The sequence below is a fragment of the [Mycobacterium] fortunisiensis genome (assembly GCF_019050325.1).
In the GTDB taxonomy this organism is placed as follows: Bacteria; Actinomycetota; Actinomycetes; order Mycobacteriales; family Mycobacteriaceae; genus Mycobacterium; species Mycobacterium fortunisiensis.
In genome coordinates this window covers 118,345-137,029 of sequence record NZ_VOMB01000002.1, presented here as the reverse complement: position 1 = coordinate 137,029, position 18,685 = coordinate 118,345, and the positions used below count along the sequence as shown (strand labels likewise).

General features: G+C 66.6%; 17 protein-coding genes and 3 pseudogenes. 11 read left to right on the top strand and 9 right to left on the bottom strand.

Annotation, left to right across the window (positions count from 1 at the left end; all coding sequences use genetic code 11):
• Positions 1 to 5: 5 nt before the first annotated feature.
• Positions 6 to 581, top strand: a pseudogene (locus FR943_RS01135) (FAD-binding oxidoreductase); the annotation flags it as partial.
• 76 nt (positions 582 to 657) lie between these two features.
• Here FR943_RS01135 and FR943_RS01130 read toward each other — a convergent pair.
• The 3 genes and pseudogenes from FR943_RS01130 to FR943_RS01120 all read right to left on the bottom strand — a co-directional run.
• Positions 658 to 1,269, bottom strand: coding sequence for a hypothetical protein (locus tag FR943_RS01130; protein ID WP_217154453.1), 612 nt, complete (start codon positions 1,267 to 1,269; stop codon positions 658 to 660).
• 185 nt (positions 1,270 to 1,454) lie between these two features.
• Entirely contained in the window at positions 1,455 to 3,140 is a 1,686-nt protein-coding gene (locus tag FR943_RS01125; RefSeq protein ID WP_217154452.1) for a nitric oxide reductase activation protein NorD, read from the bottom strand.
• Positions 3,137 to 3,436: pseudogene (locus FR943_RS01120) on the bottom strand (CbbQ/NirQ/NorQ domain-containing protein); the annotation flags it as partial. The pseudogene FR943_RS01120 and the gene FR943_RS01125, both read right to left, overlap by 4 nt.
• A gap of 1 nt (position 3,437) precedes the next feature.
• Between FR943_RS01120 and FR943_RS01115 the strand changes: the two are divergent.
• Positions 3,438 to 3,530 (top strand): annotated as a pseudogene (locus FR943_RS01115) (TetR/AcrR family transcriptional regulator); the annotation flags it as partial.
• Positions 3,531 to 3,604: 74 nt separating this feature from the next.
• Here the strand turns inward: FR943_RS01115 and FR943_RS01110 are convergent.
• Both FR943_RS01110 and FR943_RS01105 read right to left on the bottom strand, forming a co-directional pair.
• On the bottom strand, positions 3,605 to 4,747 hold the full coding sequence (locus FR943_RS01110) for an amidohydrolase family protein (protein ID WP_217154451.1): 1,143 nt from the start codon (positions 4,745 to 4,747) through the stop codon (positions 3,605 to 3,607).
• A 9-nt stretch (positions 4,748 to 4,756) separates the two neighbouring features.
• Entirely contained in the window at positions 4,757 to 6,217 is a 1,461-nt protein-coding gene (locus FR943_RS01105) for an aldehyde dehydrogenase (RefSeq protein WP_217154450.1), read from the bottom strand.
• A 145-nt stretch (positions 6,218 to 6,362) separates the two neighbouring features.
• On the opposite strand from FR943_RS01105, the gene FR943_RS01100 reads away from it, so the two are divergent.
• Genes FR943_RS01100 through FR943_RS01085 form a run of 4 tightly spaced genes read left to right on the top strand, consistent with a single transcriptional unit; the run spans position 6,363 to position 9,729 of the window.
• Entirely contained in the window at positions 6,363 to 7,628 is a 1,266-nt protein-coding gene (locus FR943_RS01100) for an aromatic ring-hydroxylating oxygenase subunit alpha (protein WP_217154449.1), read from the top strand.
• Between the two features lie 2 nt (positions 7,629 to 7,630).
• Positions 7,631 to 7,960, top strand: a complete 330-nt coding sequence (locus FR943_RS01095; protein ID WP_217154448.1) for a hypothetical protein — start codon at positions 7,631 to 7,633, stop codon at positions 7,958 to 7,960.
• Positions 7,957 to 9,255: a metal-dependent hydrolase family protein gene (locus FR943_RS01090; RefSeq protein ID WP_308170404.1), complete on the top strand. Its 1,299-nt coding sequence runs from the start codon at positions 7,957 to 7,959 to the stop codon at positions 9,253 to 9,255. The genes FR943_RS01095 and FR943_RS01090 overlap by 4 nt, the downstream gene beginning before the upstream one ends.
• Before the next feature lie 21 nt (positions 9,256 to 9,276).
• Entirely contained in the window at positions 9,277 to 9,729 is a 453-nt protein-coding gene (locus tag FR943_RS01085; protein WP_217154447.1) for a MarR family winged helix-turn-helix transcriptional regulator, read from the top strand.
• A 34-nt stretch (positions 9,730 to 9,763) separates the two neighbouring features.
• Here FR943_RS01085 and FR943_RS01080 read toward each other — a convergent pair whose 3' ends face one another.
• Positions 9,764 to 10,861 carry a fatty acid desaturase family protein gene (locus FR943_RS01080; RefSeq protein WP_217154446.1) on the bottom strand — a complete coding sequence of 366 codons (1,098 nt, stop codon included), beginning with the start codon at positions 10,859 to 10,861 and terminating at the stop codon, positions 9,764 to 9,766.
• A gap of 231 nt (positions 10,862 to 11,092) precedes the next feature.
• On the opposite strand from FR943_RS01080, the gene FR943_RS01075 reads away from it, so the two are divergent.
• Genes FR943_RS01075 through FR943_RS01055 form a run of 5 tightly spaced genes read left to right on the top strand, consistent with a single transcriptional unit; the run spans position 11,093 to position 15,447 of the window.
• A complete protein-coding gene (locus FR943_RS01075; RefSeq protein ID WP_217154445.1) occupies positions 11,093 to 12,148 on the top strand; it encodes a ferredoxin--NADP reductase in 1,056 nt (351 codons plus the stop codon).
• A gap of 16 nt (positions 12,149 to 12,164) precedes the next feature.
• On the top strand, positions 12,165 to 12,911 hold the full coding sequence (locus FR943_RS01070) for an SDR family NAD(P)-dependent oxidoreductase (RefSeq protein WP_308170403.1): 747 nt from the start codon (positions 12,165 to 12,167) through the stop codon (positions 12,909 to 12,911).
• Positions 12,912 to 12,966: 55 nt separating this feature from the next.
• Positions 12,967 to 14,235 (top strand): aromatic ring-hydroxylating oxygenase subunit alpha, encoded by a 1,269-nt coding sequence (locus FR943_RS01065; RefSeq protein ID WP_217154444.1) that lies wholly within the window; start codon positions 12,967 to 12,969, stop codon positions 14,233 to 14,235.
• Between the two features lie 2 nt (positions 14,236 to 14,237).
• Positions 14,238 to 14,573, top strand: a complete 336-nt coding sequence (locus FR943_RS01060) for a hypothetical protein (RefSeq protein ID WP_217154443.1) — start codon at positions 14,238 to 14,240, stop codon at positions 14,571 to 14,573.
• 28 nt (positions 14,574 to 14,601) lie between these two features.
• A complete protein-coding gene (locus FR943_RS01055) occupies positions 14,602 to 15,447 on the top strand; it encodes a TauD/TfdA dioxygenase family protein (protein WP_217154442.1) in 846 nt (281 codons plus the stop codon).
• An 87-nt stretch (positions 15,448 to 15,534) separates the two neighbouring features.
• On the opposite strand, the gene FR943_RS01050 is transcribed toward FR943_RS01055, so the two are convergent.
• The 3 genes from FR943_RS01050 to FR943_RS01040 form a co-directional block, all read right to left on the bottom strand.
• Positions 15,535 to 15,723 carry a ferredoxin gene (locus tag FR943_RS01050; RefSeq protein WP_217154441.1) on the bottom strand — a complete coding sequence of 63 codons (189 nt, stop codon included), beginning with the start codon at positions 15,721 to 15,723 and terminating at the stop codon, positions 15,535 to 15,537.
• Between the two features lie 210 nt (positions 15,724 to 15,933).
• A complete protein-coding gene (locus FR943_RS01045; RefSeq protein WP_217154440.1) occupies positions 15,934 to 17,388 on the bottom strand; it encodes a WS/DGAT/MGAT family O-acyltransferase in 1,455 nt (484 codons plus the stop codon).
• 26 nt (positions 17,389 to 17,414) lie between these two features.
• Positions 17,415 to 18,638: an alpha/beta hydrolase gene (locus FR943_RS01040; protein ID WP_217154439.1), complete on the bottom strand. Its 1,224-nt coding sequence runs from the start codon at positions 18,636 to 18,638 to the stop codon at positions 17,415 to 17,417.
• Positions 18,639 to 18,685 lie beyond the last annotated feature (47 nt).

Below are 18,685 nucleotides of genomic sequence, written 5' to 3'. Positions count from 1 at the left end.
TGAAGATGTCCGCACCGGACACCGAGATCGCCACGCTGGCCGCCGACCTACCCGACGGCGCGGTGCTCACCGACCCGGCCGTGATCGAGGGTTATCGCCGCGATGCCGCTCTGGATCCAGAGGCTGGGGTTCCGCGAGCCGTGGTGCGGGCCACCAGCACCGAAGACGTGCAGGCCGTGCTGCGGTGGGCGAGCGCACACCGTGTTGCCGTGGTGGCCCGCGGCGCGGGTTCGGGGCTCGCCGGCGGCGCCAACGGAGTCGACGGCGGCATCATCCTCAGCACCGAACGGATGCGGCAGATCCACATCGACACCGCGAACCGCATCGCGGTGGTGCAACCCGGCCTGCTGAACTCCGAGGTGAAGAAGGCCGCCGCCGAGTACGACTTGTGGTACCCGCCCGACCCCGGCTCAGTCGAGATCTCCTCGATCGGCGGGAACGCGGCGACCAATGCCGGCGGACTGTGCTGTGTGAAGTACGGGGTCACCAGCGATTACGTACTGGGCATGCAGGTGGTGCTGGCCGACGGCACCGCTGTCCGGTTGGGCGGACCGCGGTTGAAGGACGTCGCCGGATTAGCTTCCTGGCGCCGAGACTACGGTTTCTGATGTGATTTACCGGATTTCGAGCCACAAACCGTAGTCTCGGCGGGGAAGCTCAGCTTTCGGCCAATACCCCGTGCAGGGCCTTCTTCGCCTCGGTGATCGCCGCGAGCAGGTTCGTCCGCACCTCGGTCAGCTTGGCCTTCTGCTCGTCCGTTCCGGTGAATGCGATGGTGCGGGCCAGCCCCGCGACCTCGTGCAAGCCGGTGCGGATCTTGATGACGTCCGCGAACTTGCCCGCCTTGCCCAAGAAGGCATGCGCGGTCCCACTGGTGACACCGCGCCAGGCCAGCAGCTGAGTGCCGAATTCGGTGAGCGTGGCGACGCCGTCGGAGACGGTGACCACGCCGCAGCCGGCCAGTCCTGAGATGGCCAATTCGACGATGTCCTGCGGCGGGGTGAAGGCGCCGCCGGTGGCCTCGGTGGTGCGCTCGACGATCTGTTCAGCCGTGGCCGGCCCGTCGAGCAGCAGGGCCGCGGTGCCGACGGCGGCACGCTTGAGCGCGAAGCCCGGCCCGAAACCCTTACCGAACCCGGGGCCGCCGGGACCTCCGCCGAAGCCGCCCGTGCCGAACCCTCCCAGACCGAAACCGCCCTGTCCTTCATGGCCGCAGCCGCCGCCGAATCCCGCTGGTCCGAAGCCGCCGAAGAATCCTCCAAAACCCATGTAACCCATCCTTTTTCCAGGTTTCAACCGGACCGCAGGAACGCGGCCCGACAGGTGTATCAAGTTCCTTGATACGCCCGAGTCGGGACCAATTCAATGAGATCTGGCTGAGAACTGGTTGAGCTGTGGGCGAAACGGCGATCGATCCGGAGGGTCGGCGAGGTGAGTGGGTCTCCGCATGCACGTCACCGCGGCTTCGAAGCAGCCAACTCGGCCAGCGCGGACAAGAACAACTCATCCATCCGTGGGCTCAGCTTGGACAGCGTCGCGGCCCCGGCGTGACTGGCCGGGCCGAACACGCGGTCGAGTGCGTCGGCGTCAGCCTCGGTACCGATCGACAGGCACTGGCACGCCACGCCGTCCGCGCGCAACTCTTCGAGGGCCTTGGCGGTGTCGGCCTGGGCGTGGCGACCTTCATAGCCGTCGTCGTACGGGTAGCCGTCGGATAGCACGATCAACAGCCGATGTGGTGTTCCCGCTTGGTTTTTGAGGATCGCACCGGCGCCGCGGATTCCGGCGCCCAGGCGGGTATAGCCGAAGGGCTGCAGCGCTCTGAGCCGGGCCAGTTCGCGAGCACCGAAACGCTGGCCGAATGTCTTGATTGCAGGTAGGTGCACCGCGCGGCGGCCCTGCGAACGAAAGCCGTAGACAGCCACGCGATCACCGAGCTCCTCGAGCGTCACAGCGAGCGTTGCCGCAGCGCGCCGTTGATGATCGTGGACGGCGAGGCCTTGGCCGTCGGCGTCGGTCGCCGATCCCGATGCGTCGACGAGGACGAGCACACCGAGATTGCGGGCGAGTTGGCGGCGCTCGGTGTACACATGCTCCGGCGGTGAATGGCCTGAGCGCAGATCGACGAACAGGTCGATCGCGGCCTCGATGTCCACGTCGTCGCCGTCGGCGCGGGCGCGCAACACTTTGGGCCCGAGGCCGACTCGCGCCAGCCTGCGTCGCAGCATCGCATCGCGTGCCACCCGAACGGCCGAGACATCCGCCGCGGCGGTGATCGGGTAACCGATCACGCGGCACCAGTCCTCCCGGTACCGGTCGCCGAAGGCGTCCCATTCCGGATACAGGGCGCCACCGACCGTGAGCGCCGCACCAGGCCTGTCGGCGCCGACGAAGCGGATCGGTGTCGGCATCGGTCGCGCATTCACCCCGGCGCGCGACGTCCGTCGTGTCGAGCCGACGCCCACCTCGCCCCCGGCGCCCTCGCTTCCAGAGGAGCGGGAGCTGCCAAAGAGGGTGCGCAAGAACTTCGCGGGCGCCTGAATACCGATCGGAGCCTCGAACAGTTTGAGGATCCAACTCTTCTCCGCTGGCCCGTCATCGTCATCGTCCTCATCCATTTCAGACGGGTCGGTGTACTCGACGTTGATCCGGACGTCGGCATCGGTCGCCGGTGAACCAGGTTCGCCACGGGTGCGGATCAGTTTGGACGGTTTGATCGTTCCGAACCAATCCGGCGGTGCGTCGAGTTTGGTGCTGCCCAGAGCGATCTGCAGCGATTCTTCGCAACTGGCCGACTGCGCTGCCGAGGCGGGGGCGACCGCTGCCGCCAGGCCGGTCCGCGGGCCGAGTTCGGCCAGGACACGATGGCCTTCGAGCCCCAGATAGCGGCGTGCAAGTGACGGCCGCGCCCGCAGCCGCTTGACGTACTGACCGTCGAGGCTTCCGGCCCCGAGGAGTGCACTCTGGACCAGTACCTCGCGACGCTGCCAGTCCCGATCGCCATTCGCCGATACGAAGACGACCCGCCCGTCGGTGTATGCGGGCTCGCCCGCGTGTCCCACCGCCACTTCGACCGGGCGTCCGGCGAGGAAACCGGCCAGAAGACGGAAGTGGTGCGGTTCCGGGAGTCCGGGGTTCACGGCCGCGGCAGGACCGCGTCGACCAGTTCTCCGAGACTCCGGATGATGTCGGGATCGTCCGACAGCACCTCCACCACGGCAGACTGGACAGCGTCGCGCAGGCTGAGTCCTTCGGCGACGAGGCCGCCGGCGAGAATCAGCATGCGGGTCGAGGCCACCTCGCTCAGTGCGGAACCGTCGAGACGCCGGATCGCGTTTCCGAGGGCGACCAGCGATTCAGCGGTAGCCGGGTCGATCCCCGCCTCCGAGGCGACGATCTCGGTCTCGATCTCGGCAGCCGGGAAGTCGAGACTGATTAGCGACTCGGTGGTGCTGGGCAGCGAGCTCGACGACGTCGACCTCTACCGGCCGATCGTCGACATGTACGTATCGGCCATCAAGCTGCCGTGACCGGGCAAGCCCACGCCGAAACGGCGGCTTCTGGCGTGGGCCTGATTTCAGTCAGTAACCGAAGTCGCGGCGCGCTAGAAGACGCGGACTTGACCTTCGAGCACCGGCACCGTCTCGGGCAGCTTGTAGGTCTGAATCCCGTTGCGGAACATCACATTCTCGCGGGCATGCTCGGGAAGGTGCTTGACCAGCCAGCGGGGATCGTCGAACGTCCAGTGCGGGTAATCCGAAGAGAACAGCAGGATCTTTTCGCATTCCATCCACTCGAACGCCCGGGACAGCTCGGTCTTGTCCTCCGGATAGTCCAGCGGCTGGGTGGTGAACTTGATGTGGTCCTTGACGTATTCGCTCGGCTTGCGCTTGATGTCCATGTAGGGCCGCCGTGCTTTATAGATGGCGTCCATCCGCCACATCAGGGGCAGGATCCAGGTGAAGGCATGCTCGACGAACACGATCCGCAGCGTCGGGAACCGGTCGAACACCCCGTCGAAGATCAGGCTCATCACCTGGTTGGCTGCCAACAGCGAATACGTGACCATGAAGTCGTGGTTGTAGCTCGGCAGCCCGACCGGCGGGAGTGGTAGCTCCTCGTACTCGCCGCGGGACAGGTGGCAGCTCACCGTGATGTCGTGTTTGGTGGCCGCGGCCCAGATCGGGTCGTACTTCGGGTCACCCCAGGACGGGCGCGGCTCGGCCTTGATCAGGATCTGCGCCATGTAGGGGTGGCCGGCCCACCGCTCGATCTCCTGCGCGCCCAGTTCGGGGGCTTCGACGGCCAGGCAGATCGACCCGCGCCAGCGTTGGTGCCAGTTGTTGTGCGAGTCGAGCCAGTGATTGGCCTGCCAGTCGTTCAACGCGCAGTTCATCGCGTGGTTGGCCTCGGGGATGTGGGCCCCGTAGGCGGCCGGCTCCAGGATCGCGATGTCGGCCCCGGCCTCCATGATCAGTTGTCGGAAGGCCAGATCGGGATCGCTGCCGGCGAACTCGCCGTCAGCGGGAAAAGTGTCGGTGCGCATGGCGTAGGCGTGGGCATAGTCGGGCGCGTCGTAGTAGATGAGCTCGCCGACGTCGTGCGTCCCGAAGTACCGGCTGCGCCACGGTTCCGGGATGTACTGACCCAACTCGCCGCGCCGGGGCACGGGGTGGACGTCGGAGTCCACGCAACGCACCGCGATGCGCTCGGCGGCGGGAACCCTGGGTGAGGTCGTAACGGTCATGACTGCCCCTCAACGTGCGGTTGCGACGGCGATGGACTTGGTCTCGACATATCCGTCGATCCCTTCACGGCCGAGTTCCCGGCCGTAGCCACTGTCCTTGACGCCGCCGAACGGTGCAAACGGATCCATCGTGTACCCCTGGTTTACCCCGAAAGTGCCGGTTTGTACACGTTCGGCGATCCGGATGCCGCGCTCGGTGTCGGCCGTCCACACCGAACCGGCCAGGCCGTAGTCGGAATCGTTGGCGATCGCGACCGCGTCGTCCTCGTCGCGATAGGCGATCACGGTGAGTACGGGGCCGAAGATCTCCTCACGCGCGATCCGCATCGTGTTGTTCGCTCCGCTGAACAGGGTGGGCCGGACGTACCAGCCGGTGTCGAGGCCATCGGGCAGGTCCGACCCACCGCAGACCAGCCGGGCGCCCTCGCGCTGCCCGAGATCGATGTAGTCCCGGACGCGTTGCTGCTGCCGTCGCGATACCAACGGTCCCAGCTCGGTCGCGGGATCGGCCGGGTCGCCCACCACGAGCGCGCCCATCCGGGCGGCCAGGGCGTCGACGAATTCCTGCTCGCGGGCGGCCGGCACGACGATGCGGGTCAGTGCATTACAGATCTGGCCGCTGTTGGACAGGCTGGCCGATCGGATGCCGGCCGCGACCGTCTCGGGATCGGCGTCATCGAGGATGATCGCCGCCGACTTGCCGCCGAGTTCCAGGCTCACCTTGGCGAGGTTGGCCGCGGCCGCGGCGGCGACGGCCCGGCCGGCCGCACTGGAACCGGTGAACGACACCTTGTCGATTCCGGGGTGGCCGACCAGTCGAGCGCCGACGGCCGCGTCGCCCGGTAGCACCGAGACGACACCCTCGGGCAGGCCGACCTCCTGGAGCATCTGCGCCAAAAGCAGTGCGTCCAACGTGGTTTCGGGTGCCGGTTTGAGGACCACCGCGCAACCCGCCAGCAACGCGGGCACCAGCTTCGTGACGATCAGGAACTGCGGCATGTTCCACGGCACGACGGCGGCGACGACACCGACCGGGTCCCGGCGGACGTGGACGTCCGATCCGAAGTAACCAGCCCGAACCTCATGCCACGGGTACGTCTCGGCCAGGCTGCAGAACGCGGCCATCATCGTCGTCGGCAGCCCCACCTGCGCGCGCTGGGCAAACGTGATCGGCGCACCCATCTCCGCCGAGATGAGGGATGCCATGTCGCCGCGGCGCGCAGTGTAGATCTCGGCGAGGCGTCGCACCGCAGCGATACGTTCGGCCGGGTCGAGCCGTGGCCACGGCCCGCCGTCGACGGCTGCACGTGCAGCACCGACCGCGGCGTCCACGTCAGCCGGCCCGGCCGCCGCCACCCGGGCGATGGGCCGACCGGTGTGCGGGGAGATCACCTCGACCGCCTCGGTGGCGTCGCCGTCGAGCGACCAGTCGGCCTCGATTCCGAGGTACTCCCCTAGATGCTGATCCATCCGGCCCCTCCCGCCTCCGTCGAATTTCGAGAGTATCAACTACTTGTCATTGATGGAACCGCCGTCTACCGTCAAGCCTGAAGCGCGCCGGCTTCGGCAGCCCCGCGCCGGCACCGTCGGTTGACCACATCACAGAGGAGCGGGCATGGCTCGATTTCCCAAGCCGGCTGAAGGCAGCTGGACACAGCACTACCCCGAGTTGGGCACCGGACCGGTGTCCTACGAGGACTCGATCAGTCCCGAGATCTACGAGCTGGAACGCCAGGCCATCTTCAAACGCGCCTGGTTGAATGTGGGCCGGGTGGAACAGCTTTCACGCAAGGGCAGCTACTTCACCCGGGAGATGAAAGCCGCCAACACCTCGATCATCGTGGTGCGCAACAAGTCCGGGAAGATCAACGCCTTCCACAACGTGTGCCGGCACCGTGGCAACAAGTTGGTGTGGGATGACATGCCCTTGGAGGAGACCAGCGGCGTATGCCGGCAGTTCACCTGCAAGTACCACGCCTGGCGTTACGACCTGGACGGTGAACTGACCTTCGTCCAGCAGGAAAACGAGTTCTTCGACCTCGACAAGAGCCGGCATCCCCTGGTGCCGGTGCACTGCGAGGTGTGGGCGGGATTCATCTTCGTCAACTTCGCGAAGACCCCCGAACAGTCCCTGCGCGAATTCCTCGGCCCGATGATCACCGATCTGGAGGGCTACCCGTTCGACAAGATGACCTCGCGATTCACCTATCGCTCTGAGGTGAAGGCGAATTGGAAGCTCTACATGGACGCGTTCCAGGAGTTCTACCACGCGCCCATCCTGCATGCGAACCAGTCGCCCACCGCCTATTCGAAGGCGGCCGCCGAGTCCGGCTTCGAGGCACCGCACTACCGGATCGAAGGGCCGCACCGGCTGGTGAGCACCTCGGGGGTGCGGGCCTGGGAGATGCCCGACGAGATGCGCAAGCCCATCGAAGACATCTGCCAGAGCGGGCTTTTCGGGCCGTGGGACAAACCGGACCTGGGCGAGATGCCGGCCGGCCTCAACCCCGCCAAATGCGATCCGTGGGGCCTGGACTCGTTCCAGCTGTTCCCCAACTTCGTGATGTTGTTCTGGGGGCAGGGCTGGTACCTGACCTACCACTACTGGCCCACGTCGTTCAACAGCCACACCTTCGAGTGCACGCTGTACTTCCCGCAGCCCCGCACACCCCGGGAGCGGTTGGCCCAGGAGTTGGCCGCGGTGTCGTTCAAGGAGTACGGCCTGCAGGATGCCAACACCCTGGAGGCCACGCAGAGTTCGATCGAGACCCGGGTGGTCGACGAGTTCCTGCTCTGCGACCAGGAGATCCTGCTGCGGCACCTGCACAAGGAGACCGCCGCCTGGATCGATGACTATCAGCGCAAGACTGCAGGAGTGTGAAGGTGAGCACCAAACTGCCGGCGGAATTCGCCGAGCTCGAACAGTTCTCCGACTGGTGCCTGTCCAGTGAGCCGCAGCGCTACGCCAAGCGACTGGGCTCCACCATGACCGAGATGCAGGCGTTCTACGACGCGATCACGCCAAGGGCCGAGGAAGCGATCAGCTACTGCGACAAGTTCAGCCTCGAGGACATGCCCGAGGATGTGCTCAACCTGATGCACCTGTTGTACTCGATGGTGACGGTCTCCTTCCCGATCGAATGCTGGAAGCAGCCGCGGGTACCGGATTCCGGTGCGACGTCGCTGGACTGCGTCGCCGAGCCGGTTCCGTGACGGCGGCCGGAATCGAGGCCCCCACCGCGACGACCGTCCTGCGCGCTGCGCGCTGGGTGGACGTGGCCGGCGGCCAGGTCCGCACCCCGGCCGTCGTGGTCGTCGAGGGCAACCGCATCGTAGCCGTGAACCCCGAAGGGCCGCTGCCGGATTCGGCCACCGTCGTTGATCTGGGCGATGTCACGTTACTGCCCGGACTGATGGACATGGAGCTCAACCTGCTGATCGGCGGACCGGGCAATCCCGGCGGGCTGCCGACACCGATGCACGGCGTGCAAGACGACCCGGCGTATCGGACGCTGCGCGGCGCGGTCAACGCCCGCACCACGCTGGAGGCCGGGTTCACCACGGTGCGCAACCTGGGGCTGATGGTCAAGACCGGGGGCTACCTGCTGGACGTGGCGCTGCAACGGGCGATCGAGGCGGGCTGGCATCACGGTCCCCGCATCTATCCGGCCGGCCACGCCGTCACCCCCTACGGCGGCCATCTGGATCCCACGGTCTTTCAGCGGTTGGCACCGGGCATCATGCCGCTGTCGGTCGCCGAGGGTATCGCGAACGGGGTGCCGGACGTCATCGCATGTGTGCGCTACCAGATTCGCCACGGCGCCAAGCTGATCAAGGTGTCGGCGTCGGGCGGCGTGATGTCGCACAGCACCGCGCCGGGTGCCCAGCAGTACTCCGATGCCGAGTTCGCCGCGATCGCCGACGAGGCCCACCGGGCCGGGGTGAGAGTCGCCGCGCACGCCGTCGGCGACACCGCCATCCAGGCCTGTATCCGGGCCGGCATCGACTGCATCGAACATGGCTTCTTGGCCAGCGACGAGACGATTCAGATGATGGCCGACCACGGCACCTTCCTGGTGTCCACCACGTACCTGACCGACGCGATGGCCGTCGACCGGATCGCGCCGGAGCTGCGCAAGAAAGCACTCGAGGTGTTCCCCCGGGCAAAATCCATGCTGCCCAAGGCTATTGCCGCCGGGGTGCGCATTGCCTGCGGCACTGATGCGCCGGCGATCCCGCACGGCGAGAACGCCAAGGAGTTGTGCGCCCTGGTCGAACGCGGCATGACCCCGATGCAGGCGCTACAGGCCGCCACGGTGGTGGCCGCAGACCTGGTCGATGCCCCGGACGAGCTGGGACAGCTGGCCCCGGGGTATCTGGCCGACGTCATCGCCGTCGCCGGGGATCCCAGCGTGGACATCGCCACCACCCTCGACGTCCGGTTCGTGATGAAGGACGGCGCCATCTACAAGAACACCGTGGGCCGAGGTGCGCTAGCGTCGAGTTGACGTATGTGGCAGGAGACGAGAATGGACTTCACCGAGAACACCCTGTGGTGGCTCAAACAGGCCTTCTATTTCTCGCTCACCGAGGTCAACGAGTCGGTCAAAGAGCACGGCGTCAGCACCGCTCAGATCGGCGTGCTGCGCCAACTGACCAACCAGCCGGGCTTGTCCGGTGCCGAGTTGGCCCGCCGTCTGCTGATCACCCCGCAGGGGGTTCAACTCGCCCTCACCGCGTTGGAGAAGCGGGGCCTGATCGAGCGCAAACAGGATCCCCAGCACGGGCGCATCCTGCAGGTGTTCCTCACCGACGAGGGCCGCGCGGTGGCATCGGCGGTGGTGGCCGACGCCGTGGCGGCCCACGAGCGGGTGTTCGGCGTGCTCAGTGCCGATGAGCAGGAACAGCTGCGCACGCTCCTGCGCCGGGTGATCGAGCAGGGGACGGGCCACACGCCGCATTCCGACCACATCGATCCATGACATCTCGGTCTCCCGATCGGGCGAGCGGCCAGGCCTACTTTCGGCGTCGCCGGCCGATGCCCAGCATCCAGTCGGGAAACGCCAACCCGTGGATGATCCGTTGTGTCCGGAAGTACTGGCGCGGAAGAGATGCCGTGTTGTAGGGCAGGCCGTACTTCTCGCACAGTTCCCGTACCCGAACGCTGATCTGTGGGAGTCGGTTGCTCGGCAGGTCGGGGAACAGGTGATGCTCGATCTGGTAGCACAGGTGACCGCCGGAGATCGCCAGCAGTGGGCTCGCGTTGAAATTTGCGGTCCCGACCATCTGCCGGAGATACCACTCGCCCTTGGTCTCGTCGGTGACCACCGCCGGGTCGAACGTCTCGGCGCCGTCGGGGATATGCCCGCAGATGATGTTCACGTACACCCACAGGTTCCGGAGCACGTTGGCGGTGAAGTTGGCTGCCAGAGTCCTGCGCCACCGGCGCAGGCTCAGGGCGGGCAGCAGCACATAGTCCTTGCTCAGCTGGCGGGCGATCTTGCCGAGGAACTTCCGCTTCTCCACCGCGACAGCGTCCGGGGCCTCGTGCCGGAGCCGCTCGGAATGCAGGCCGTGGAGCGCGATGCCCCACTCGAACATGGCGGCCAGCACCAGGTTTCGCAACGGAGTTGCCAGGTGCACCCAGCGCCACGGTTGGTCGGTGGTGACCCGGTGCAGGCGGTAGCCGATGTCCTCGTCCAGGCCGAGCACATTGCTGTACACGTGGTGCCGGTAGTTGTGCGAGTACCGCCACTGCGCAGAATGACCGACCATGTCCCACTCCCAGGTGTTGGAGTGGATTTCGGGATCGTTCATCCAATCCCATTGGCCATGGGAGATGTTGTGGCCGAGTTCCATGTTCTCGATGGACTTCGCATATGCCAGCGCGCACGTGCCCACGAACCATCCGGTCTTCGACCGGGTGCCGGCGATCATCAGTCGGGCCGCGACATCGAGCGCCCGCTGGAAATGGATCACCCGCCGGATGTAGGACGCGTCCTGCGTCCCGAGCGATTCCTCGACGTCTCGACGGATCACGTCGAGTTCATGGGCGATCTCTTCGACATCCGCACTGCTGAGATGCAGGTAGGCGGGAACATCGGCGATCGCCATGAAGGTGTCCTCGGGTGGGTGCGGTGTTTCAGCGGTGCAATCCGGGCCACCGCGAGGGCCGGACCGCAGCTTAGAGGCTCGGGCTTGCCGACGGCCAATCGAGGGTCGCCATGCAGGCGAAATGGCAGCGCCGAAGGTCTGCGCACTGTCTACCGAGGTCGACCGTGCCCCAACCGTCGTGAGTATCTACCACTTGAGATTAATGACAAGTACTTGATATTGTTGCGCTCGATGGAGACAGCGACCACGCCCCGCCACGACGCCACCGAGGTGATCGACGCCGACGGCTTCACCTCACTGCGGGTCAAACAGGTGATCCGCGAGACCGCCGACGCGGTCTCGCTGGTGTTCGGCGTCCCCGAGGCCAGCGCATCCACATTCCGTTATCAGGCGGGCCAATTCGTCACGTTGCGCCTGAGCATCGACGGCGCCGAGCACCGGCGCTGTTATTCGATGTCCTCGCCCCCGGACGTCGAACCCGATCTGCGGATCACGGTCAAGCGGGATCGAGATGGCCTGGTGTCCAACTGGATCAACGACAAGGTGGCCGTCGGTGACGTTCTGCACGTCGCACCGCCGGAGGGACGCTTCGTTCTGACCGCCACCGACCGCGATGTCGTCACCTTCGCCGGCGGCAGCGGGATCACCCCGGTGTTCTCCCTGGTGCACTCGACCCTGGCCGCCACCGCCCGTCGGGCCCGGTTGTTCTACGCCAACCGCGATCTCGACTCGGTGATCTTCCGGGACGCCCTGGCCGACCTCACCGATGTCCACGGCGGACGCTTCGAGGTCCAGCACCATCTCGATGCGCACGACGGTGTGGTCTCACCACAACGCATCGCCGAGTTCATCTCCGGCCATCACGCGGCCGAGTTCTACGTATGCGGCCCCGCCCCGTTCATGGATGTCGTCGAGCAGGTCCTGCTCGACGCCGGAGTCCCCAAGCAGCACATACATCTGGAGCGCTTCAGCGTCGCCGTGGTGCCGCCTGCCGATCCGGACGAGCCCGCCGTCACCGAAGAAGTGACCATCGAACTGGGACACACCAGCGTCACCGCGCCCTACCGGGCCGGAAACACCCTGCTGCAGACGGCACGGCTGGCCGGCCTGAAAGCTCCCTCGTCGTGCGAAACCGGTTCGTGCGGAACATGTATCGCCCAGGTGGTGCAGGGCAGCGCACGGATGCTCAACAACGACGCCCTCGACGACGACGAAGTCGCCGACGGTTGGGTGGTGACGTGTCAGACACTGCCCACCAGCCGCACGGTGCGGGTGGTCTACGACTAGTGAACAGGTGGCTGAAGTGACGAACAGGGTGGCCGTGGTGACCGGCGGGGCATCGGGGATGGGTGAGGCGACGTGCCACGAACTGGGCCGACGCGGTCACCGGATCGCGGTGCTCGACGTGAATGCCGATGCCGCTCAGCGGGTTACCGACGATCTGCGCGCCGCCGGCGTCACCGCCTTCGCGGTCGGCGCCGACATCACCGATCGTGCGGCGGTGGAAGAGGCCTTCGGCAAGGTGCGCAGCGAACTCGGACCGGTGGGGATCCTGGTGACCAGCGCCGGGATGTTCGGCTACGCGTCGTTCGCCGACATCACCGAGCAGACCTGGGCACAGATGATCGACGTCAACCTCAGCGGCACCTTCCGCTGCTGCCAGGTGGCGCTGCCCGACATGGTCGAAGCCGGCTGGGGCCGCATCGTGATGATCTCCTCGTCCAGCGCTCAGCGCGGCACGCCCTTCGCGGCGCACTACGCCGCCTCCAAGGGCGCGCTGCTGACCCTGACGAAATCACTGGCCCGCGAGTACGCCGCGAACGGCATCACGGTCAACAACATTCCCCCTTCCGGTATCGAAACGCCCATGCAGCACCAATCACAGGCCGCCGGACATCTGCCGCCGAACGAGACGATCGCTGCCAACATCCCCCTCGGTCGTCTCGGCACCGGCGCCGATATCGCTGCTGCCGTGGGCTTCCTGTGTTCCGAAGAGGCCGGCTTCATCACCGGCCAGACCCTCGGCGTCAACGGCGGCGCCGTGATGTAGCCCTGCGACAGCCACCCGAACAGTCCCAACCCGCACTAGTCACACGGAGGTTCACATGGCAACCAAGTGGCCCAAGCCGGCCGAGGGGTCATGGACCGAGCACTACCCCGAGTTGGGGACCGGGCCGATCCCGTTCCGTGACTCCATCTCCCCGGAGTTCTACGCCCTCGAACGGGAGGCGATCTTCAAACGGGCCTGGCTCAACATCAGCCGGATCGAGGAGACCCCCGAGGCCGGCAGCTTCATCACCCGCCAGGTCGAGGCGGCCGATGCCTCGCTGCTGGTGGTGCAAGGCCACGACGGCGTCGTCCGCGCGTTTCACAACCTGTGCCGCCGACGTGGGCATGCCCTGGTGCCGGTGGACTTCCGGGCCACCGAATTACGCAACACCGGCACCGAATTCGAATGCCGGCACTGCGGATGGCGCTACGGTCTCGACGGCGCATTGATCTCGCTGCCCGACGCGGACCGCTTCACCGGCCTGGACACCGCCGACTACGGCCTGGTCGAAGTGCACTGCGATGTCTGGGCCGGCTTCGTTTTCGTCAACCTGGATCAGCAGCCGCGCCAGAGCCTGCGCGAATTCCTCGGCCCCATGGTCACCGCGCTCGACGACTACCCGTTCGGCGCACTCACCGAGCGCTACGACTGGGTGGCGCACAACAACAGCAACTGGAAGATCTTCGCCGACGCCTTCCAGGAGTACTACCACGTGCCCTCGCTGCACACCCAGCAGGTGCCGCCGGAGGTGCGAGACCCCAACGCCGGCTTCACCTGTGGCCACTTCCAGCTCGACGGTCCGCACCGGCTGGTCTCGACCGCGGGCACCCGGCGCTGGCTCTTGGCGCCCGAGTACATGTACCCGATCGAGCGGGTCACCCAGAGTGGATTGGTGGGCCCGTGGCGGACGCCCGATATCGGTGAACTGCCGATGCACGGGCTCAACCCGGGCGGTATCGAGCCCTGGGGGATCAGCAATTTCCAGATCTTTCCCAACCTGGAGATCCTGATCTACGGCGGCTGGTACCTGCTCTACCGCTACTGGCCGACGTCGCACAACACCCACCGCTACGAGGCGTTCACCTACTTCCACCCGGCCCGCACCGTGCGGGAACGCATCGAGCACGAGGTGGCCGCGGTGGTGCTGAAGGAGTTCGCCCTGCAGGATGCCGGCATGCTCGGCGGAACCCAGGCCGCCCTCGAGTACGACGTCATCGACGACTTCCCGCTCAACGATCAGGAGATCCTGGTGCGCCATCTGCACAAGATGGCAGTCGACTGGGTGGCGGCCTATCAGCGCGAACGCACTCCGGCGGAGGTGTGACGATGACATCCTCGAAGCTGCCCAGTGCCTTCGCCGAACTGGAGCCCTACGCCGAGATCTGGTGTCTGCCCACCGAAACCGAACGCTGGGAACGTCGCTTGGCCAGCACCATGCCCGAGATGCACGAGTTCTACGACGCGTTCTTCCCCCGGGTCGAAGAGGCGATCGAGTACTGCGACAAGTTTCCGCTCGACGACGTGCCCGACGATGCGCTGAACCTGCTGCACCTGATCTATTCGTTGGTCATGGTCGCGATGTCGGTGGAGATCATGCACCAGGCGGCTCCCGCCGACTCGGCCGACGCCGTCATGATCCGCACCGGAGAACCCCGACCGTAGCCGCCACCGAACACGAAAGGACACACCGATGAGTGTGTTGACCATCAACAAGCTGACCGCGTCAGTCGGCGCCGAGGTTGTCGGCGCCGACCCGGAGCGCCTGGCCGGCGACGACAGCCTGGCGGCCGCCGTCCTGGCTGCCCTGGAAGACAACGGCGTCCTGGTGTTCCGCAGCCTGGGCCTGAATCCCGAAGCCCAAGTGGCCTTCTCGGAGCGTCTCGGTGAGATCGACCGCTCGTCCGACGGCCACCACCCGGTCTCGGGCATCTACCCCATCACCCTGGACAAGACCAAGAACAAGGCCGCCGAGTATCTCAAGGCCACCTTCGACTGGCACATCGACGGCTGCACGCCACTGCACGACGAATGCCCACAGAAGGCCACCGTGCTGTCGGCCGTCGAGGTGGCCGCCCGTGGCGGCGAAACCGAGTTCGCCAACGCGTATGCGGCCTACGACTCACTCGACGAAGCCGAGAAGGAGCACTACGGCAGGCTGCGGGTGGTGCACTCGCTGGAGGCTTCACAGCGGCGGGTATACCCGGATCCCACCCCTGAGCAACGGCAGCGCTGGGCAGCGCGCCCGACCCACGAGAACCCGCTGGTGTGGACCCACCGAAACGGGCGAAAGTCGTTGGTGTTGGGCGCATCTGCGGATTACATCGTCGGGATGGATCGCGACGAGGGGCGTGCGCTGCTGGCCGAGCTCCTCGCCCACGCCACCACGCCGGACAAGGTGTACCGCCACACGTGGTCCGTCGGCGACACCGTCATCTGGGACAACCAGGGCGTGCTGCATCGTGCGGCGCCGTACGAGCCCAATTCACCGCGCCACATGCTGCGCACCACGGTGCTCGGCGACGAGCCGATCCAGTAGGCGGCGCGCGTCACCCCGCGAGCGTGCGCGTCTGCCCCTGGGCACGCCGCCAAAACCCAGCGTTATGCGCACGCTCGCGCAGCAAGTTCAGCCGCGCCGCAGCGCAGCGCGTGGGCATTCCTCGATGGCCCGGGCGGCACGCTCTTCCAGCTCGGGCGGTACCGGATCGAGTTTGACGACGGAGTAATCGTCGTCGTCGAGTTCGAACAGCTCCGGCACCAGGTTCACGCACACGGCATTGCCTTCACAGCGGTCCAGGTCGACTTCGACGCGCATTGCGGCCTCCACAGGAGTTTTTCCAAGTTCTGCTTGGAAAAATACTACTCACCCGCGGCGGCACGCTGAGGCCATCCGACAAAACCGATCGGAGCGTCTCGGCAGCCGCGCGCGAGTGTGCGCAAAATGCCGACCGTGACCCGCGTGTCGGCGACAGGCGCGCACGCTCGCGGTGCAGGGGTTACTGGGGCAGGGTTACTGGGGCAGGGGTTACTGGGGCATCGCGGACTCGACGACGGTGAGCTCGTCGGAAAGCCCGGCCACCCGCCGGATCTCACGGAACTCCTCGATCATGCCGTCGGTGACCTCGTGTGGATCGTCGACGGTGACGTCGTCGGAGAGCACCGAGATGTTGAGCTGGTCCACATAGCTCCACACCGTGATGTTGAGCCCGCTGCCGGTGGTGATCGGACCGACCGAATAGATCTCGGTGACCGTGGCCCCGCCGACCTTGCCGCGTTCGCGTGGGCCCGGCACGTTGGAGATGTTGAGGTTGAGCACCTTGTTCTGGCCGTCCTGGTTGGACAACCACTTGAACGCCGCCTCCACCGGAGCCGGCGGCATGTACGCCGCCCACCGCGCGATGAGCTCCGGCCCGATCAGTTGATGGCTCTCCTTCGCCAACGCGGCGGCCTCGTGCGCACAGCGCACCCGCTCGGCGGTGTCGGCGACATCGACCGGCAACGCCACCAGCACCCCGCTGAACCGGTTGCCCGAGATGCGGTCCGGGGAGAAGTCGAAACTCATCGGCACCGACGCCAGCAGCGGATGGTCGGCCTGGCCGTCGTATTTGAGGGACAACTTGCGCAACGCCCCCGAGGACATGGCCAGCACCAGGTCGTTGATCGTGACGCCGAGCGCCTTGGCGGTCTCCTTGACATCGGCCAACGCCAAGGTGGCCGTGGCGAACGTGCGTTTCGCGCCGAGGAAGTGGTTCATGAAACTGGCCGGCGGGGTGAACGGCCGGGTCAGTTCGGGCGACAGTTTGCGGTGACTGCGCCGCACCCGCCCCAAGCCCTGCGCGGTGTAGCGGAAGGTCCCCGGCAACCGGCCGAGTTGGCGCATGTGGTCGGCGAACGCCGAACGCACCAGCTCAGATTTGGTGGGCGCCGGGTCGGGAGCATACGAAGCCTCGTCACGTTGCGGGCCCTCGCGCAGGTCCATCCCACGGGCCAGCAGATTGGCCGAGGCGATCCCGTCGGCCAGCGCATGGTGGATCTTGCCGACGACGGCGATGCGCCCGCCCCCGCCCCCGTCCCCATGGTCGGCCCCGCCTCCGCCGGCCAGGCCTTCGACCAGGTACATCTCCCACAGCGGCCGGCTGCGGTCGAGCTGGGTGCTGCCGATCTCACCGATCGCCTCGTCGAGTTCACGGCGCCCGCCCGGGGCGCGCACCCGCCAGGGCCGGACGTGGTACTCCAGGTCGACGTCGCAGTTCTCCCGCCACATCGGGTGGTGGAACTTGAACGGGATGTCGACGAGCTGATAGCCGAACGGGTCCAACTTGTGCAGCCGACCGCGGATCACCTCACGGAACTCGTCGATGCCGAACTTGCGCCCACCCAGATCGTCGAGCGCGATGACCGCGATCTTCAACGTGTGCATGTGCACGTTGGGCGTCTCGGTGTACAGCAGGAACGCGTCCCACCCACTCAACCGTTTCACGGTGTCCCTCCCAGATGTGGAGGCGTCTATATAACCGCTTTAGTGTGGTCAATCGCCCTGTTTCGATGAATGTGGTTGAGGAACAAGCCAATTGCGGTCGACATCGCCCCGGTGCGGGCGCCGTCGGTCATGTCGAACGCGTGCCCGGCCCCGGGCAGCTCAATGTAGCCCACCGCCGACCGAGACACCGCCTTGAGCCGGTCGACGAAGCTGCGGGCCTGCGCCACCGGGATCACGCTGTCGCCGGTGCCGTGGACGACCAGGAAGGGCGGGGCATCGGGGTGCACCTGGGCGATCGGAGAGGCCTGCCGGTAGATCTCGGGATGCCGGTCGATCGTGCGGCCCACCACGACCCGCTCCAGGAAGTCCACGAACCGGGCCCGCTCCTCGGTGGAGCGGTCCTCCCAGTCGTAGCGGCCGTAGATACCGATCACGGCGTCGACGCTGGTGTCGGAACCGTCGGGGAGATCACCTTGCAGGTCAGGCTGATTCGGGGTGAGACCGGCCAGCGCCGCCAGGTGACCGCCGGCCGAACAGCCTGCGACGGCCACAAAGTGACGGTCACCGCCGAACTTGTCGACGTTGGCCCGGGCCCAGGCGATGGCGGCCTTGACGTCGGAGAGATGCTGCGGCCAGCGGTGGTGCGGGGCCACCCGGTAGTCGATCGACAGACACACCCAGCCTTGCCGGGCCAGATGCGACAGCAGCGCATAGCCCTGCAGCATCCGGCCACCGTGCACCCAGGCACCGCCGGGGACGAACAACAACACCGGCGCCGGCTGGGCGGGCAGGTTCTCGGGCCGCCACACGTCGAGCAGTTGCGCCGGGTCGTCGCCGTAGCGCACCGAGGTCCGGTAGACGTCGCGCCGGTACTCCATGGTGTGCCACAACGGCGGCATGCTGTCCGGGGCCGGCCAGTCGATGGCCAGGTCAGTTGCCGGCACCACACCGCGCAACCCGGCCTGCGCCGCCGCCGTGGTCTGCTCGCGCTCGGCCTTGCGCAGGTCGCCGTTTCCCGGCGCCACCCAGGACTTCGCCGAGGCGGTCACGAACTCGGGGAGATGACGGAAGCCCCACACCCCCATCGCCGCCATCGCTCCGAACGGTTCCAGGTGCTTGCCCACGACCGGCAGCGAAGCTGATGCCACGCTCAGCGCCAGCATGTGGTCGGCGGGCTTGGCCCGCAGCAACCATCGTGCCCGATCAGCGAGGGTCGGTGCGGGATACCGGCTGTCCGGTCGTGCCGTCATTGCGCGAGCGTACCGCGCAGCGGTTTGACACAGGTGACAACTTCGCC

What these genes read in the sequence shown, in the direction of transcription:
- FR943_RS01130 (WP_217154453.1), bottom strand. Translation starts at nt 1,269, where the DNA reads ATGGGTTTTGGAGGATTCTTCGGCGGCTTCGGACCAGCGGGATTCGGC.
- FR943_RS01110 (WP_217154451.1), bottom strand. Translation starts at nt 4,747, where the DNA reads ATGACCGTTACGACCTCACCCAGGGTTCCCGCCGCCGAGCGCATCGCG.
- FR943_RS01105 (WP_217154450.1), bottom strand. Translation starts at nt 6,217, where the DNA reads ATGGATCAGCATCTAGGGGAGTACCTCGGAATCGAGGCCGACTGGTCG.
- FR943_RS01100 (WP_217154449.1), top strand. Translation starts at nt 6,363, where the DNA reads ATGGCTCGATTTCCCAAGCCGGCTGAAGGCAGCTGGACACAGCACTAC.
- FR943_RS01085 (WP_217154447.1), top strand. Translation starts at nt 9,277, where the DNA reads ATGGACTTCACCGAGAACACCCTGTGGTGGCTCAAACAGGCCTTCTAT.
- FR943_RS01080 (WP_217154446.1), bottom strand. Translation starts at nt 10,861, where the DNA reads ATGGCGATCGCCGATGTTCCCGCCTACCTGCATCTCAGCAGTGCGGAT.
- FR943_RS01075 (WP_217154445.1), top strand. Translation starts at nt 11,093, where the DNA reads ATGGAGACAGCGACCACGCCCCGCCACGACGCCACCGAGGTGATCGAC.
- FR943_RS01065 (WP_217154444.1), top strand. Translation starts at nt 12,967, where the DNA reads ATGGCAACCAAGTGGCCCAAGCCGGCCGAGGGGTCATGGACCGAGCAC.
- FR943_RS01060 (WP_217154443.1), top strand. Translation starts at nt 14,238, where the DNA reads ATGACATCCTCGAAGCTGCCCAGTGCCTTCGCCGAACTGGAGCCCTAC.
- FR943_RS01055 (WP_217154442.1), top strand. Translation starts at nt 14,602, where the DNA reads ATGAGTGTGTTGACCATCAACAAGCTGACCGCGTCAGTCGGCGCCGAG.
- FR943_RS01050 (WP_217154441.1), bottom strand. Translation starts at nt 15,723, where the DNA reads ATGCGCGTCGAAGTCGACCTGGACCGCTGTGAAGGCAATGCCGTGTGC.
- FR943_RS01040 (WP_217154439.1), bottom strand. Translation starts at nt 18,638, where the DNA reads ATGACGGCACGACCGGACAGCCGGTATCCCGCACCGACCCTCGCTGAT.